Raw genomic sequence first — 14,993 nt, forward strand, 5'->3', positions numbered from 1 at the left:
ACTATGAGCGACAACTACACCGCCGTTGAGGCCGCGCTGGAGCACATGATTTCCGCTGCCCGCGCCCACCTCGCCGCCGTGCGCGACGCGAAGGGCGAAGTGGACAGTGACGAGGTGTGGCGGGCCTATGTGGACTTCAACAACGCGGCCGTCTCCTACGACGAGGCACTGTCCGAAACCTACGGTGAACCGCTGCCGTGGGAAGTCGAGCCCATCGACCCGGATAAGGCCGACAAGTTCGTCAGCGAGCTGGTTCAGGATCAGGTTCAGGCCGACGATCCCTTCCCGCGCGTGGTGTCGGTGCGCCAGCGCCGTGACTACCACGTCCCGAGCGTCTCGGCCCTGATCAAGGCGGCGGAGCAGGCACGCCGCGAGGTCGCGCTGCCCGGTCCGGAAGAGCCGATCACGTCGGTGGCAGACGCGCTTTTGGAGCTATTGCAGTCTTCGGATGGTTCGCTCGCCGCGCTGGACATCCCGGAGCTGGAGCCGCTCGACGGAATCGTGACGGTGGCCGAGGTCGATGAGGCGATTCAGCCCGACGACTTCCCGGAGACCGACGCCAACGGCCCGTTCCAGCTGACGGCCACGGACAAGCTGGTGGCGCGCCTTGACGAGCACCTCACCGGGGACCTCTTCGAGGACGAAGACTAAATATCTACGTTGAAAGACCCGGCAGTAACGTGTTGCGCCGCAACCGGCGCAGCACCACCTGCCGGGTCCCATCGCGCAGGAGCCTGACTTTCGCCAGCTCCCAGCCGCCGAATTCGGCCTGAAGCGACAGCCGCACCGCGGCGGTCACGCGATCTACCTCCGGTGGTAACCGCAGCGGCGCATATTCGTAGTCCATGCGTTTTATGCTGCACCTTTCGGGGCTACAGCTCAACCTTCGAGTTCCGGGTAACTCAGCCCTACGGCTGAAACGTCATCGAGGGCTTGCGCGATTTCGGCGGGCAGGACCACCTCTTCGGTCTGCAAAGCCGTCATGAGCTGGGCCACCGTGCGGGCACCCAGGATCGGTGCGGTAACGCCGGGGCGGTCCCGCACCCACGCCAGCGCGATCTCCGTGGGCGTGACGCAGAGCCCACTTGCCGCTGTAGCAAGGGATTCCACGATCGCCGAGCAGTGCGGCCGCAGATAGGGCAGCACGAACCGCTCGAAATGTGGCTGTGCCGCACGGGAGTCAGCGGGACGGTCATGGCGGTACTTGCCGGTTAGCACCCCGCGGCCCAGCGGCGACCATGGCAAGACGCCGATGCCCAGTGCCTCGCAAGCCGGGATCACCTCACGCTCAATCCCGCGCTGCAGCAACGAATATTCCATTTGAGAAGCCACCAGGGGTACGCGTTGCGGCCACGCTTGTTGCCAAGTGGCGGCGCGAGCGGTCTGCCAGCCGGAGTAGTTGGACACCCCGGCATAGCGCACGCGCCCGGAGCTGACCGCGAAGTCAAGGGCCGCAAGGGTTTCCTCCATCGGGGTGAAGGGATCCCAGCCGTGGGCGAGCCAGATGTCCACATAGGACGTGCCGAGCTTCTTGAGCGTGCTGTCGAGCGCTTTGAGAAGGTGCCCTCGCGACCCGTCATGCCGGCGCCCCTCCCGCGCTCGCAACCCCGCTTTGGCGACGATGATGAGGTCGTCGCGGGGGACCATCGCGTCCAGCAAAGTGCCCAGGACGGCCTCGGCTTCCCCTGCCGCGTAGACATCCGCGGTGTCCACGAGCGTGCCGCCGGCGTCGGCGAACGCCTTGAGCTGGGCTCCGGCGTCGTCCGGGTCGGTGTCCAGGCCCCAGGTCATGGTGCCTAAACCGAGCCGTGACACCATCAGCCCGCTGCGGCCGAGGGGTCGTTGCTGCATGTGCGTAGAGTAGCTGCGCTGTGCCGCCACGGCTTCTCGGTGTGCTTGGCGATGGGCCACTTCCGGCACAACTTACTCTCGGGTAACGTGGCGGCATGCAGCTTGGTCTCAATCTTGGCTATCAAACGCCCTGGTCAACGCCGGCCGACCATCTCGCGCTCGCGCAGGAGGCGGACCGCCTTGGATACTCCTCTGTCTGGGCCGCGGAGGCCTATGGCTCCGATTCGCCGAGCATCCTCGCCTGGATCGCCGGGCAGACCGAGCGCATCGATGTAGGTAGCGCGGTTATGCAGATCCCGGCCCGTACGCCGGCGGCCACCGCGATGACGGCCGCCACGATCGACGCCATCTCTGGCGGCCGGTTCCGGCTCGGGCTCGGTGTCTCCGGGCCTCAGGTCTCCGAGGGCTGGCACGGCGTGCGCTACGCCAAGCCGCTGGCCCGCACACGCGAATACATCGAGATCGTGCGCATGGCCTTGGCCCGCGAGACGGTCCGTTACGAGGGCTCTCACTATGTGCTGCCACTGCCCGATGGACCGGGCAAGGCGCTCAAGCTGTCGTTTCGCCCACCCCGGCCGGACATCCCGATCTACCTTGCCGCCGTTGGCCCGAAGAACCTGGAGCTGGCTGGCGAGCTGACCGACGGCTGGCTGGCCGTCTTCTATGACCCGTCGATGGGCAGCGAATACACCGTTCCGCTGGCCAAAGGCCGGGCCAAGGCGGGCAAGGACATGACCGGGTTCGACATCGTGCCCAGCGTGCCTGTCGTGATCGGTGACGACCCGCAGATGTGTGGCGAGCTGGTGCGCTGGTATGCCGCCCTCTACATCGGAGGGATGGGCAGCCGGGAGAAGAACTTCTACAACGAGCTGGCGACCCGCATGGGATATGGCGAGGCGGCCCGCGAAGTGCAGGACCTCTACCTAAGTGGACGCCAGCGCGACGCTGCCGCCGCCGTGCCGTTCGAGTTCATTGACCGGACGTCGCTGCTAGGGCCGGTCGACCGCATCGCTTCACGGATGCGCGAGTTCGCCGCGTCAGGTGTGACAACGCTCGCCGTCGCCCTGTTTACGGGGGACGCTGAAAGCGGCCAGGAGACACTGCGTAGTGTGGCGGAGGCACACAAGCTTTCCGGCACAGGAGACTAACTTCGTGGAAATCTGGCAGGCCATTGTCCTTGGCATCGTTGAGGGGATCACGGAATTCCTTCCGATCTCCTCAACCGGTCACCTCACCATCGTCGAAAACCTGATGGGTCTCAAGATTGATGACCCAGCGGTCACCGCGTTCACGGCGGTGATCCAGGTCGGTGCCATCGCGGCGGTGCTGGTCTATTTCGCCAAGGACATTGGCCGCCTGGGCGCCGCCTGGTTCAAGGGACTGTTCTCCGCAGGTGCCCGCACCGCACCGGATTACAAGATGGCGTGGTACGTCGTCGCCGGTTCGCTGCCGATCGGCATCGTGGGGTTCTTGGCGCAGGACCTGATCAAAGGACCGCTGCGCAGCATGTGGGTCGTGGCCATCGCCTTGATCGGGTGGAGCGCCGTCATGGCGTTCGCCGAGCGGGCAGCCACGCAGCTGCGGTCCGAAAAGGACCTTCGCCTGCGAGACACGGTCGTCATCGGACTCATGCAGTGCCTTGCCCTCATCCCCGGCGTTTCCCGCTCCGGTGCCACCATCACGACCGGCCTGTTGCGCGATCTCGACCGCGTCACGGCGACCCGCCTGTCGTTCTTCCTTGGCGTGCCAGCGCTCGTGGCGGCCGGGGTTTACGAGCTGCCCGACGCGCTCAAGAGCGACAACGTGTCGATCTCGGTGCTCGCCGTGGGCACGGTCGTCAGCTTCATCGTCGCCTACGCCTCCATCGCCTGGCTGCTCAAGTTCGTCGCCCATCACACCTTGATGAGCTTCGTCTGGTACCGGGTGGGCCTGGGCGTGCTCATCATCGTCTTGCTGTCCACCGGCGTTTTGTCGGCGACCTGATGACGACCGTCATTCTGCTCAGGCATGGACGCACGAGCGCCAACACCGAAGGTGTCCTCGCGGGCGACGCTCCGGTCCAGCTCGACGAAACCGGTGTGCAGCAAGCGTCCGCGGCCGGCACACGGCTAGCCGGGCTGCCCCTGCGTGCCGTGATCACGAGCCCGCTGTTGCGGTGCCGCGAAACGCTTGGCATCGCCCTTCCTAACGTCAACCCGGCCGTTGAGCCTGGGCTGACCGAATGCGGCTATGGCGAGTGGGCCGGGCGCAAGCTCTCGGAGCTTTCCACCGAACTGTTGTGGAGCACCGTGCAGCACCATCCGTCGGCGGTGACGTTCCCCGGCGGGGAAGCCATGGCGGCGATGTCGGCCCGTGCCATCGCGGCGGTGCGAAGGTGGAACGCCATCGTGGCCGACGAACACGGTCCCGAGGCGGCCTGGCTCGCGTGCACTCACGGCGACGTCATCAAGGCCATCGTGGCCGACGCGCTTGGCGTTCACCTAGACGGGTTCCAACGCATCCATGTCGCGCCGGGGTCATTGACGGTCATCAAGTACACCCAGGACCGTCCGTTCGTGCTGCGTTTGTCTGACGACAGCAACCCTCTGCTGCCCGGCGGAACGTCGTCTGACGCCGCTGTGGGCGGGGGAGCGGTCTAGCTAGATCGGCGGCCACGGGATCGCGTGGCGGTTGGCTGGCGGCAGCGGATACAGATCGAGTTTCTTGATGCGATCCGCCACGGCGTCAGCCTCCTGTGTGGACAGAAGGTCGTCGAGCAGCCCGAGATCCAGCCCGCGCAGTGCGGCCAGATCGAGGGCGGCGGCGGGACGGCCCGCGAATCCCCATAGGACAGTGCGCAGCTTGTCATCGGTGTGGAAGCACAACCCGTGATCGACCCCGCGCACACCACCGTCAGGAGCGGCCAGCACGTGCCCGCCCTTGCGGTCAGCGTTGTTGACGACGGCGTCGAAGAGAGCGAGCCGCGCTAGCGCCGGATCGTCGGCGTGAGCGAGCACATAAGGGTGGCCCTCATCGTCTTGTGCCGCGGCGACGGGCAGCCAGTCCGGTGGCAGCTCACCTGCCGGGATGAAGCCCACCGGGGCTTCGCCCGCCTCATCGAGCCACAGCTGGCATGAGCCCGGGCCAAACGGGCCGTCGCGCATCACCGTCATGGGCACGAGATCCCAGCCGAGAGCGGAACTGAGTTCGTAGGCGGCCACTTCACGCGCGGCGAGCGTACCTTCTGGGAAATCCCATAGTGGGCGCTCACCTCGCACCGGCTTGTAAACCGCGCGGACCGTGTCGCTGAGCTGAACCCGCAAGGTGATGTTGGAGGCCTCGGTTAGACGGCCTTCAATTTCCATGTCGCCCGAGCGCAGCAGGCTGAGCAAACTAGCGTCGGTGGTAGCCATTGTGCCTGGGGCAAAGGTGGCCGGAACTATCGAGCGGCTGGCCACACAGTGGGCAAGGGGGACGCCCAGCGGCGATCACGCGGCGGGCCCGGTCGATGAAGTCGCGCACGCCCGCCGGGGTCAGCCGGACCCGCAAGCGGTCGAGGTCGTCAGAGATGGTTGGCGCCTCGTCTTCGCCCAACTCGGCGCCGTCATCGGTCTCCGTGTCGAACTCGGCCGTGTCATCGGTCGCGATGGCTTCGATGATGACGGAGTTGTCCTCCACGTCGAAGGCGAGCCCGAGGGTGCCGACGCGAAATTCCTCGTCCACCGGGCTTTCCAGCGGTTCGTTATCCGGTGGGTCAGCCGAGGGCGCGGGCAGCTCCAGCGCGAAACGCTGATGCGCCTCGGCGAGCAGCTCCTCCAGCTTTTCGGCGAGCAAGCTCACCTGAACCTTTTCCAGCACAACGCTGATCAGCCGGCCGCCACCGCGAGCCTGCAGATAGAACGTGCGCTCACCGGGCGGCCCTACGGTTCCGGCAACGAACCGTTCCGGTGGCTCAAACGCGAAGACCTGATGGGCCATATGACGACCCTATCTTTCCAGAGAATCAGCCGACACCCGGGATCATAGTGACGAGTGAGTGCGTGGGGGTGACGATTTGGACAGTAGTGCCCGTAACGCTTCTCGTGCCGTGTAACGACCTCCGGGACCTGGCCGTGCGCCCGGCTACGCTGGCGGGATGGATTCATGGTCTCCTCCCGCTCAGGCAGGCACCCCGCTGCCGGGGCAGCCAGTACCACTGGCGCTCTACGACTCAGCCCGTCGCGGAGTTTTCCCGACGAACCCGCCCGCTTCCGGTGCCCGGATGTACGTGTGCGGCATCACTCCTTACGACGCCGCCCACTTGGGGCACGCCGCGACGATGATCACGTTCGACCTGGTGTACCGGATGTGGCGTGACTCCGGGCACGAGGTGCACTACGTCCAGAACGTCACCGACGTCGATGACCCGTTGCTGGAGCGGGCCGAGCGTGACGGTGAGGACTGGAAGGTGCTGGCAATGCGGGAGACCGCGTTGTTCCGTGAGGACATGGAAGCCCTGCGCATCCTGCCGCCGCAGCATTACATTGGCGCCGTTGAATCCATTCCGGCGATCGCGGCCAAGGTGACCGAGTTGATGGACCGCGGTGTGGCCTACCGCCTGGCCGACGGCACCAACGACGTCTACTTCGACATCTCGCAGGCACCATCGTTTGGCTATGAGTCCAATCTGGACCGTGAAGAAATGCTGGCGCTGTTCGCCGAGCGCGGGGGAGACCCCAACCGCGACGGCAAACGTGACGCCCTGGATCCCTTGCTGTGGCGCGGAATCCGGCCAGACGAGCCCGCCTGGGACGGTGGCGCGCTTGGGCCCGGGCGTCCCGGCTGGCACATCGAGTGCACCGTTATCGCGCAGGGCTTGCTCGGTGACACCCTCGACGTACAGGGCGGTGGCAACGATTTGCTGTTCCCGCACCACGAGTGCTCGGCCGCGCACGGCGAGGTGCTCACGGGCGCGGCACCGTTTTCCGCGCACTACGTGCACGCCGGCATGATTGGCCTCAACGGCGAGAAGATGAGCAAGTCGCGCGGCAACCTCGTGTTCGCGTCCCGGCTGCGGGCCGACGGCGTTGACCCGATGGCGGTGCGGCTGGCGCTGATGGCCGAGCACTACCGGGCCGACCGACCGTGGACCGACGACTTGCTCAAGACGGCAGAAGAGCGCCTTGCCCGTTGGCGTGCGGCCGCGCAGGCGGCCTACGGCCCGTCCGGTCAAGAACTTCTGTCGGGGGTACGCGAAAGGCTCGCCGACGACCTCGACACCACCTCGGCGCTGATTGCCGTCGACCGCTGGGCCGACGAGACACTAAGCGGGCGGGGCGACGATTCCGCCGCTCCCGCCCTGATGGTGTCCTTAGTGGACAGTTTGCTCGGAGTGAAGCTTTAGCCCTGCGACATCGCAGCCAGCAGTGCTGGCGGCATCTCCACGACGTCACTGGCCGGTGGCGCGGTAACCGTCACCGGCTGGCCGAACGCCGAGTAGGTCGTCTTCATCGTGCCCAGGCCGGCCTGGATCGAATTCATGTCCAGGCTCATGCCGGTCAGGTAACCCTCGGCGTTGATCGTGGCCGTGAACGGAACGCTCTTGGCCTTGTCGCCGAGTTGCTTGACCGCGTCGGCGCCGACATTCGGGTTCTTGGTGGCGTCGATGGTGCCCTTGAACGCGTTGTCGCCGTCCCACTCGATCGTGACGACCGAGTCGAGCGTGCGGCTGGGGTCGCTAGCGGACTTTAGGTCCAGCGAGGAGCCGGCCTTGATCTGGTCGGCCTTTACCTTCATCCATTGCTGCGGCATGCCTGGTACGCCAGTCATCTTGAAGTAGACATCGCCACCGAGCGAGACGCACGACATCTTCAAGGTGCCCGCACCCGGCACGGTCATGTCCATTTCCATGCTCAGCTTCTGAGCGGTGGGATCATTCGCGCCGGTCGCCGACATGGTCGCGACGCCCTGCATCGACAGCTCCTGCTTGCTGGTGGTGCTGTTGGTCTTCTTGACCGCGGCGGTGAACGCCTCTTTCGCCGCTGCCTTGACGGGGGCTTGCGAAGAAACTGGGGTCGAAGGGGTGCCTGTTCCCGTGACCCCGCAGCCGGTTACCGCGAAGGCGGCAGCCGCGAGGAGGGCGACGCCCAAAACTCGTGTCTTCAAATCGTTCCTCCCAATTTGTTGCTTTCGGGGAGAACGGTAGTAAACGCGAGCAACCCTCGGACCGGTGGGTGCGTGATCGCTAACGCGTGCGCGATCCCGGCCGGGTCGCGGGGCGGGGGCGGGGCTTGGGCGCACGGGCGACGGGTGGTGGCTTGGGTGCGGCGACAGCAGGCGCTGGCTCACGCTTCATGGTCCTGGAGAGCACGATAAGCCGGGCTGCCAAGGCGAACACCCCAACGGTGAGTGCACCCAGCAGCAGGGCGCCCGAACCGGCCACGCCAGCCACTAGGCCAGCGACGAGCACGGCTAGCAGGGCCAGCCCGACGAACAGGAAAACCAGGGCGGCAAGGAGAGCGATCTGTGCCTGTGTCCGGCGGTTCATGCTAAGTATCCTTCCGTCCCGAATGGACGAAAGTAGGCGCAAAACATGTCGTGCATCCGACATCTACTCCAAGTACAGCTCCGGGTCGGAATCGGGGCGGGGAGCCGGAACCGGGTATTCCTCGACAAGTGTCGTCATTGGACCCGGCCACGTGGCCAAAGCTGCCTCGATCGGCCTGTGGTCCTGGTCGTAGGCCACATGCAGCAAATGCAGGACCGGGGTGTCCGGCCGGATCTGCAACAGCTCGGCTTCCTCTCGGGTGGGTAAACGAGCGCTGAGCGTGTCGGTGGCGGTCACATAGCGGCGCCCGGTCACTTCTTCGATTTCTTGATACAGCGGGCGCCCGAACGCCTCGAACCGTTCCAGCGCGGTGCCGCTCGCGTCGGAGGGCAGCAGCCAGGACGAACCCATCTCGACGGCGGCATCCTGAGTGCGAACGAGATAGCGGCGCACGATCAGCTCGGTGGAGTCTGGTACGCCGAATACGTCGGCGATCTCGGCCGGCGGCGTGGCCCGTCCCACCTCGGTCAGATGCTGGCGATAGCGGGCCGCCAAGTCGGCGTGATAGCCACGGTGCGCGCCATAACGCCCGCGCGAGAGCCGGTTTAGCCGCCGGCGTGTGCCGCGAACGTAGGTGCCCGAGCCGGGCTTCGTGATGAGAAGCCCCTCGATGCGCAGCTGGTCGACTGTCCGCTGGATCGTCTGCTTCGCCACCCCGAACATCGCCGCCATCGCGGGAATCGAGGGCAGCTGCTCGCCCGCGGCCCATTCACCGCGCCGGATCTTGCCACGAAGCACGGTCGCGATCTGCCGGTGCGGATGCTCGGTCGCACCGGGATTCACGAAACTCATCCCCGAGTCGGTCATAGGGCGTATCTTGCCGTACCTATGTCCGAATACCTAGCGTCCTAGGACTACTTAGCGAGTGTGTCCCGCTCCGCAGTGGGCACAAAAATGCCGCCGTGCGGGAAGCGGGACCTCAGATCGAGGCTGACGGACCGGTTGAGCCACCGCGGCGGCGCAGATACTTCTCGAACGCGGTCGCGATCTCGTCGCCGGTAGGGGGCTGGACGGCATCGCCCGCGCGCTCTTCTAGCTCGCGCAGGTATTCGGCGAGTTCAGCGTCCTGGCTCGCGGCCGTCTTGACGCGCTCTTCCCAGGCGGCCGATTCCTCAGCCAGGTCAGCGACCGGCACCGGGAGGTCGAGGACTTCCTCAATGCGGTGCAGGAGGGCGAGCGTGGCCTTCGGGCAGGGCGGGTTGTTGGCGTAGTGCGGCACGTGAACCCAGAAGGACATGGCATCGACCTCGGCGCGGCGGGCCGCGTCGTGCAGGACGCCGACGATGCCGGTGGGGCCTTCGTAGCGGGTCGGGGTGATCTTCAGTTCTTCGGGATCGGTCTCGTTGTCGGCATCCCGACTCACGCTGCCACTGATGGGTAGTGGGCGGTTGTAGGGGACGTCGGCGAGCAGCGCTCCGAGCAGGACAAGGCGGGTGACGCCGAGGCTGTGGCAGACCTCGAGCACGGATTCGCAGAAGGTGCGCCAGCGCATGCTGGGCTCGGTGCCGCGGATGAGCACCACGTCGTGTTTCGCGCCTGCCGGGGTGGCCGAAAGAATGGTGGTGCCAGGCCATTCGATGCGGCGTGTGTCGCCATCCACCAGCGTGATTTGCGGGCGGTTGACCTGGAAGTCGTAGAACTCTTCGGGGTCGATCGCGGTGATCTCCCGGGCATCCCACAGCTGCTCAAGGTGCTCTATCGCGGACGTCGCGGCGTCGGCCGCATCGTTCCAGCCTTCGAAGGCGGCGATGGCAACGGGCGAACGCAGGATGGGAAGGCCGTCGAACTCGGTCACACGCCCAGACTACGGCGTCCTGGCCGGGGCGGCGCGGCGTGACAGGCGTTACATGGCGTCTGGCCGTTTTCTGGCCGTGCGCCTCATGAGGCTGCGGAGGTAACCGACTAGCCTTGTGGCGTGGCAGACAGGGACTTCCGAAGTGCGCTGGCCGGTCGCGTCCTCATCGCAGATGGCGCTATGGGCACGATGCTGCACGCAGCAGATCCGAGCCTGGACGACTTCGACGGCCTAGAGGGCTGCGTCGATATCCTCAACGTCACCCGGCCTGACATTGTCAGCGGTGTGCACGAGGCATACCTGGCGGCGGGTGCTGATTGTGTTGAGACGAACACGTTCGGGGTGAACCTTTCTGCTCTGGGCGAATATGGGATTCCACAAAGGATCTTTGAGATTTCTGAGGCGGGGGCCAGGATCGCGCGGGCCAGCGCCGACAGGTTCAGCACGGCCGAGCGGCCGCGGTTCGTCTTGGGCAGCATTGGCCCAGGCACGAAGCTGCCGACGCTGGGGCACGTGGATTTCGCGTCGTTGCGCGATGGGTATTACGAGAACAGCGCGGGCCTGATCGCTGGTGGCGCGGACGCGCTGATCGTGGAGACGAGCCAGGATCTACTGCAGACGAAGGCAGCCGTCATCGGGGCTAAGCGGGCGATCGCTGACGCTGGCCGGGACGTGATGCTGGTGTGCCAGGTGGCGATGGAGACCACGGGCACGATGCTGGTGGGCAGTGAGATCGGTGCCGCGCTGACATCGCTTGAGGCGCTGGGTGTCGACATCATCGGGCTGAATTGTTCGACGGGCCCGGCCGAGATGAGCGAGCACCTGCGTTACCTGTCGAAGCATTCGCGGATTCCGGTGTCGGTGATGCCGAACGCGGGGTTGCCGGTGCTGACTTCCGATGGGGCGTTCTTCCCGTTGACGCCGCCGGAGTTCACCGAGGCGATGCAGCGGTTCGTGGCTGACTATGGGGTGGCGCTGATCGGCGGATGCTGCGGCACGACGCCTGAGCACATCCGGCAGTTGGTGCAGGCCGCTGGTGCTGTGCCGACGCCGGTGCGCGTGCCGGAGCCGGATCCGGGGTTGTCGTCGGTTTATCACCACGTGCCGTTCGTGCAGGACGCTAGCGTGCTGATGATCGGTGAGCGGACGAATGCCAATGGTTCCAAGGCTTTCCGCGAGGCGATGCTGTCGGGTGACTATCCAAAGTGCATCGAGATCGCGCGCGAGCAGGCCCGGGATGGGTCGCATCTGCTTGACCTGTGCATCGATTACGTGGGCCGCGATGGTGCCGAGGACATGCGGCAGCTGGCGGGCCGCTTCGCCACGGCGTCGACTTTGCCGGTGATGCTGGACTCGACCGAGCCGGCTGTGATCCAGGCCGGGCTGGAGATGCTTGGTGGCCGGTGTGTGGTGAACTCGGTGAACTACGAGGACGGCGACGGGCCGGAGTCGCGGTTCGCGCGGATGATGCCGCTGGTCAAAGAGCATGGCGCGGCGGTGGTGGCGCTGACCATCGACGAGGAGGGCCAAGCCCGCACGGCCGAATGGAAGGTGCGGGTCGCCTCGCGGCTCATCGATGATCTGACCGGCAACTGGGGCATGCGGGTTGAGGACATCCTGATCGACGCGCTGACGTTCCCGATCTCGACCGGGCAGGAGGAGACTCGCCGCGACGGGATCGAAACCATTGCGGCGATTAAGGAAATCGCCCGGCTCTACCCGGGGGTTAACTTCACGCTTGGCATTTCCAACATCTCGTTCGGGCTGAACCCGGCGTCGCGGCAGGTGCTCAACTCGGTGTTCTTGCACGAGTGCCAGAAGGCTGGGCTGACGAGTGCGATCGTGCACGCGAGCAAGATCTTGCCGATGAACCGGATTCCGGAGGAGCAGCGGCAGGTCGCGCTGGACATGGTCTATGACCGCCGCAGTGAGGGTTACGACCCGTTGTCGCGGTTCATTGAGCTGTTCGAAGGTGTCGACGCCACGAGTGCGCGGGCGTCGCGGGCCGAGGAGCTTTTGGCGCTGCCGCTGGATGAGCGGTTGCAGCGGCGGATCGTCGACGGGGAGCGCAATGGCCTTGAGGCCGATCTCGACGAGGCGCTCAAGACGCGCAGCGCGCTGGTCGTCATCAATGACACGCTGCTTGAGGGCATGAAGACCGTTGGCGACCTGTTCGGGTCGGGTCAGATGCAGTTGCCGTTCGTGTTGCAGTCGGCCGAGGTCATGAAGCAGGCCGTCGCCTACCTTGAGCCGCACATGGAAAAGGCTGACACCGCGGGCAAGGGCACGATCGTGCTGGCCACGGTCAAGGGCGATGTGCACGACATCGGCAAGAATCTGGTGGACATCATCTTGTCCAACAACGGTTACACGGTCGTCAACATCGGCATCAAGCAGCCGATCAACGCGATTCTGGATGCCGCGGAACAGCACAACGCCGATGTGATCGGCATGTCCGGGCTGCTGGTCAAGAGCACGGTCATCATGAAGGAGAACCTGGCCGAGATGCTGGCGCGCGGGTTGCACGGCCGCTGGCCGGTGCTCCTGGGTGGGGCGGCGCTGACTAGGTCCTATGTGGAGGATGATCTGCGGGATCTGTTCCCCGGTGGCGAGGTTCATTACGCGCGGGACGCGTTTGAGGGCCTGTCGCTGATGGGACAGGTGATGGCGGTCAAACGCGGCGGTGCGGTGCTTTCTGACCCGGCGCGGGAGGCTCAGCTCGCCGAGCGCAAGGCCCGGCGGGAGCGCCAGCGCACGATGGTGGCCGATTCGCTGCCGCCGCTTGATGACGCTTCGGTGCGCTCAGATGTGGCTGTGGATGCCGACGTTCCGGCGGCGCCGTTCTTTGGCACGCGGGTGATCAAGGGCATTCCGCTGAGTGACTATGCGTCGATGCTCGATGAGCGGGCGCTTTTCCTGGGGCAGTGGGGACTGCGGGGAACGCGTGGCGGTAACGGTCCGTCCTATGAAGAGCTTGTCGAAACGGAGGGTACGCCGAGGCTGCGCTACTGGCTCGACCGGATGGCGACCGAGCATTTGCTGGAAGCGGCTGTCGTGTATGGCTTCTTCCCGGCTTATTCGGAAGGCAACGACGTTGTCGTGCTCGACGAGAACGGTCATTCGGAGCGGGCCCGGTTTACGTTCCCGCGGCAGCGTTCGGAACGGCGGCTGTGTCTGGCTGACTTCTTCCGGCCTAAGGGTGAGCAGCTTGATGTGATCGGTTTGCAGCTGGTCACAATGGGGCACCCGGTGAGTGAGTTCGCCTCGAAACTGTTCGCTGGCAACAACTACCGTGATTACCTTGAGGTGCATGGGCTTTCGGTTCAGCTGACGGAGGCGCTAGCGGAGTATTGGCACCGCCGGGTGCGCAGTGAGCTGGTGTTGCCCAACGGGCTGCCGATGACGTCGGAAGATCCGGCTGACCTGGCGGGGATTCTGCGGACGGACTACCGGGGCTGCCGGTATTCGTTTGGTTATCCCGCATGCCCCGAGCTGGAGGACCGCGCGAAGATCATGGCGCTGCTGGACGGGCAGCGCATCGGTGTCGAGCTCAGTGAAGAGTTCCAGTTGCACCCTGAGCAAGCCACCGATGCGATCATCGTGCACCACCCGGAAGCTTCTTATTTCAATGCTAAGTAGCCGCTAGCGGCGCCTGCCGGGGCCCATGCCTCCGGCGGGCGCTTGCCCGGCGGTGACACTGGCGATTTCCGTCGCTGAGCCGGTAAACGAGATTCCGGATCGCCTTGGGCCAGTTCATCGAGCCTGAGGAATCTGTCCGGCGGCCGTGGGCGTCCTGTGGCACGCGTATGCGCCGCCCAGCCGAACGTGAGGCGGGCCACGGCGGGACGTAGGCTGAGCGTTCGTCAGGGGAGGAACTATCCAAGGCGGACAGATGACGGAAAACGCGAATCCCGGCCAAGCCCAGCCCAAGAAGTGGTGGCAGCGCCCGATCACCTGGATCATGACGATCGTCGTCGGTGCGGTGGGCGCCTACGCGACCAACGCTCTCGTGTCGGGGCTGGAAAGTGTTGCCCCGACCGATGATCTGGTCGCCCAGATGATGGGCACCGACGCGTTCAAGATTCATTCGCTCAAGCGCCTGCACGACACGAACTCAGGCGGCCGGGAAGGCTACGTGGTGCCCGCGAACGCTGACGTGGCACCCGTCCTCGAGGGTTCCGACGAGCGTGGATTCAACGCCTGGACGGAGGCGAACAACGCCGTCGATCTCGGCTTTTCGGCGTGGGAGATGACGATCGAGGGCACGCGCGAGAGCACAGCCGAGATCGTGAACATCGTGCCGGTGCTCGAAGCGCCGTGCGGTGCGCCGCTCGGAGGCGGGCTCTTCCTGGATGGCGGGCAGGGTGCGGTAGAGAAGGTCACACTGCTGGCCGATTTCAACGCCGCCCAGCCGGTGATGAGCCGGCCTGCGGGGCCCGGTATCGAACGCATCCCCAACTTCTTCGCGACTCACAAAATCACGTTGCCGCGCAATGAAAAGAACACCCTCGTGCTGCGGGCCAAGGTCACCGGAAAGCATTGCAAATTCCGGTACCGCATCGAGTATCTGGCCGACGGCAAACAAAGCGAGTTCATGCTGGGCCGTCCCGACGGCAGGCCCTTCGAAATCAGCGGCTATCTGGGCGATCTGACGCAGTACAGCTGGGCGCGGCTAGGCGTAGGGTGCCGTGGCGGCGACCCTGCCAGGAAGCTGCAGGGTGAGGAATTGGCCGTGGCTTCCAAGACGTGCTCGCTGGCGCCTTAGGCGTGACGGTCGCCACT

At 65.5% G+C, this 14,993-nt stretch carries 15 protein-coding genes; 7 read left to right on the forward strand and 8 right to left on the reverse strand.

The features are described 5' to 3' along the window. The first annotated feature begins 3 nt into the window (after positions 1–3). Positions 4–651 (forward strand): hypothetical protein, encoded by a 648-nt coding sequence (locus A3E1_RS0117630; protein ID WP_020522118.1) that lies wholly within the window; start codon positions 4–6, stop codon positions 649–651. 4 nt (positions 652–655) lie between these two features. Here the strand turns inward: A3E1_RS0117630 and A3E1_RS0117635 are convergent, their stop codons facing one another. Both A3E1_RS0117635 and A3E1_RS0117640 read right to left on the reverse strand, forming a co-directional pair. Beyond that, positions 656–847, reverse strand: coding sequence for a DUF5703 family protein (locus tag A3E1_RS0117635; RefSeq protein WP_020522119.1), 192 nt, complete (start codon positions 845–847; stop codon positions 656–658). A gap of 32 nt (positions 848–879) precedes the next feature. Then, positions 880–1,851, reverse strand: a complete 972-nt coding sequence (locus A3E1_RS0117640; protein ID WP_020522120.1) for an aldo/keto reductase — start codon at positions 1,849–1,851, stop codon at positions 880–882. A 95-nt stretch (positions 1,852–1,946) separates the two neighbouring features. On the opposite strand from A3E1_RS0117640, the gene A3E1_RS0117645 reads away from it, so the two are divergent. The 3 genes from A3E1_RS0117645 to A3E1_RS0117655 are packed head-to-tail and all read left to right on the forward strand — an operon-like array spanning position 1,947 to position 4,490. Continuing rightward, positions 1,947–2,999: an LLM class F420-dependent oxidoreductase gene (locus A3E1_RS0117645; protein ID WP_020522121.1), complete on the forward strand. Its 1,053-nt coding sequence runs from the start codon at positions 1,947–1,949 to the stop codon at positions 2,997–2,999. Positions 3,000–3,003: 4 nt separating this feature from the next. Beyond that, complete coding sequence (locus A3E1_RS0117650; protein WP_020522122.1) at positions 3,004–3,834, forward strand: undecaprenyl-diphosphate phosphatase; 831 nt, start codon at positions 3,004–3,006, stop codon at positions 3,832–3,834. Next, the gene (locus tag A3E1_RS0117655; protein WP_020522123.1) at positions 3,834–4,490 is read left to right on the forward strand and encodes an MSMEG_4193 family putative phosphomutase; all 657 of its coding nucleotides are present in this window, start codon (positions 3,834–3,836) and stop codon (positions 4,488–4,490) included. Before A3E1_RS0117650 ends, A3E1_RS0117655 begins: the two co-directional genes overlap by 1 nt. Here the strand turns inward: A3E1_RS0117655 and A3E1_RS0117660 are convergent, their stop codons facing one another. Together A3E1_RS0117660 and A3E1_RS0117665 are read right to left on the reverse strand one after the other, a co-directional pair. Then, positions 4,491–5,243, reverse strand: a complete 753-nt coding sequence (locus tag A3E1_RS0117660) for an SCO1664 family protein (RefSeq protein ID WP_020522124.1) — start codon at positions 5,241–5,243, stop codon at positions 4,491–4,493. After that, a complete protein-coding gene (locus tag A3E1_RS0117665; RefSeq protein WP_020522125.1) occupies positions 5,224–5,808 on the reverse strand; it encodes a DUF3090 family protein in 585 nt (194 codons plus the stop codon). The genes A3E1_RS0117660 and A3E1_RS0117665 overlap by 20 nt, the downstream gene beginning before the upstream one ends. A gap of 157 nt (positions 5,809–5,965) precedes the next feature. Between A3E1_RS0117665 and mshC the strand changes: the two genes are divergently transcribed. Continuing rightward, positions 5,966–7,213, forward strand: a complete 1,248-nt coding sequence (gene mshC, locus A3E1_RS0117670; protein ID WP_026208540.1) for a cysteine--1-D-myo-inosityl 2-amino-2-deoxy-alpha-D-glucopyranoside ligase — start codon at positions 5,966–5,968, stop codon at positions 7,211–7,213. On the opposite strand, the gene A3E1_RS0117675 is transcribed toward mshC, so the two are convergent. The 4 genes from A3E1_RS0117675 to A3E1_RS0117690 all read right to left on the reverse strand — a co-directional run bounded on the left by A3E1_RS0117675 (position 7,210) and on the right by A3E1_RS0117690 (position 10,211). Further along, positions 7,210–7,974, reverse strand: coding sequence for a hypothetical protein (locus A3E1_RS0117675; RefSeq protein ID WP_157631584.1), 765 nt, complete (start codon positions 7,972–7,974; stop codon positions 7,210–7,212). The two genes, mshC and A3E1_RS0117675, sit on opposite strands and share 4 nt — an antisense overlap. A 79-nt stretch (positions 7,975–8,053) precedes the next feature. Next, positions 8,054–8,356 carry a hypothetical protein gene (locus A3E1_RS0117680; RefSeq protein WP_020522128.1) on the reverse strand — a complete coding sequence of 101 codons (303 nt, stop codon included), beginning with the start codon at positions 8,354–8,356 and terminating at the stop codon, positions 8,054–8,056. A 63-nt stretch (positions 8,357–8,419) separates the two neighbouring features. Next, positions 8,420–9,223 (reverse strand): GntR family transcriptional regulator, encoded by an 804-nt coding sequence (locus tag A3E1_RS0117685; RefSeq protein ID WP_020522129.1) that lies wholly within the window; start codon positions 9,221–9,223, stop codon positions 8,420–8,422. Between the two features lie 112 nt (positions 9,224–9,335). Beyond that, positions 9,336–10,211 carry a PAC2 family protein gene (locus tag A3E1_RS0117690; RefSeq protein ID WP_020522130.1) on the reverse strand — a complete coding sequence of 292 codons (876 nt, stop codon included), beginning with the start codon at positions 10,209–10,211 and terminating at the stop codon, positions 9,336–9,338. 120 nt (positions 10,212–10,331) lie between these two features. On the opposite strand from A3E1_RS0117690, the gene metH reads away from it, so the two are divergent. Both metH and A3E1_RS0117700 read left to right on the forward strand, forming a co-directional pair. Beyond that, positions 10,332–13,850, forward strand: a complete 3,519-nt coding sequence (gene metH, locus A3E1_RS0117695; RefSeq protein WP_040391097.1) for a methionine synthase — start codon at positions 10,332–10,334, stop codon at positions 13,848–13,850. Positions 13,851–14,103: 253 nt separating this feature from the next. Continuing rightward, a complete protein-coding gene (locus A3E1_RS0117700; RefSeq protein ID WP_020522132.1) occupies positions 14,104–14,976 on the forward strand; it encodes a hypothetical protein in 873 nt (290 codons plus the stop codon). Positions 14,977–14,993: the final 17 nt, after the last annotated feature.

Source organism: Catelliglobosispora koreensis DSM 44566 (genome assembly GCF_000379685.1).
GTDB classification, from domain to species: Bacteria; Actinomycetota; Actinomycetes; order Mycobacteriales; family Micromonosporaceae; genus Catelliglobosispora; species Catelliglobosispora koreensis.

Coding starts and splice junctions, on each gene's coding strand:
- A3E1_RS0117685 (WP_020522129.1), bottom strand. CDS start 9,223: ATGACCGACTCGGGGATGAGTTTCGTGAATCCCGGTGCGACCGAGCAT.
- A3E1_RS0117645 (WP_020522121.1), top strand. CDS start 1,947: ATGCAGCTTGGTCTCAATCTTGGCTATCAAACGCCCTGGTCAACGCCG.
- A3E1_RS0117655 (WP_020522123.1), top strand. CDS start 3,834: ATGACGACCGTCATTCTGCTCAGGCATGGACGCACGAGCGCCAACACC.
- A3E1_RS0117700 (WP_020522132.1), top strand. CDS start 14,104: ATGACGGAAAACGCGAATCCCGGCCAAGCCCAGCCCAAGAAGTGGTGG.
- mshC (WP_026208540.1), top strand. CDS start 5,966: ATGGATTCATGGTCTCCTCCCGCTCAGGCAGGCACCCCGCTGCCGGGG.
- A3E1_RS0117635 (WP_020522119.1), bottom strand. CDS start 847: ATGGACTACGAATATGCGCCGCTGCGGTTACCACCGGAGGTAGATCGC.
- A3E1_RS0117640 (WP_020522120.1), bottom strand. CDS start 1,851: ATGCAGCAACGACCCCTCGGCCGCAGCGGGCTGATGGTGTCACGGCTC.
- A3E1_RS0117680 (WP_020522128.1), bottom strand. CDS start 8,356: ATGAACCGCCGGACACAGGCACAGATCGCTCTCCTTGCCGCCCTGGTT.
- A3E1_RS0117665 (WP_020522125.1), bottom strand. CDS start 5,808: ATGGCCCATCAGGTCTTCGCGTTTGAGCCACCGGAACGGTTCGTTGCC.
- A3E1_RS0117630 (WP_020522118.1), top strand. CDS start 4: ATGAGCGACAACTACACCGCCGTTGAGGCCGCGCTGGAGCACATGATT.
- A3E1_RS0117660 (WP_020522124.1), bottom strand. CDS start 5,243: ATGGCTACCACCGACGCTAGTTTGCTCAGCCTGCTGCGCTCGGGCGAC.